This window comes from Photobacterium sp. R1, assembly GCF_054600795.1.
This window is the reverse complement of the sequence record NZ_BAAHZP010000661.1, coordinates 1-261: the sequence shown is the minus strand read 5'-3', so window position 1 is coordinate 261 and position 261 is coordinate 1. Positions and strand designations below refer to the sequence as shown.

The following is a 261-nucleotide window of genomic DNA, read 5'->3' as shown; positions in this document are numbered from 1 at the left end:
CATCAATATCCAGTCCGCGGGCGGCAACGTCTGTGGCAACCAGAATACAGGCACTCTTATTGGCAAATTGCAGCAGCGTCTGATCCCTGTCTCTTTGTTCCAAATCGCCGTGCAGCGCTAACACGCTGAAACCGGCATCGGCCAACTCATCCGCGACTTGCTGTGTTTCGCGCTTGGTATTACAGAACACCACGGCGCTTTCCGGCTGTTTGTCCAGCAGCAGCAGACGCAGCGCCTGCATGCGCTCTTTGTTATCTTCCA

The 261-nt window shown here is 55.2% G+C and carries 1 protein-coding gene; it reads right to left on the bottom strand.

What is annotated here, in order from left to right; translation table 11 throughout:
* The coding region (locus tag ACYP03_RS26720; RefSeq protein ID WP_459782767.1) for a helicase-related protein at positions 1 to 261 on the bottom strand (261 nt) is incomplete at both ends.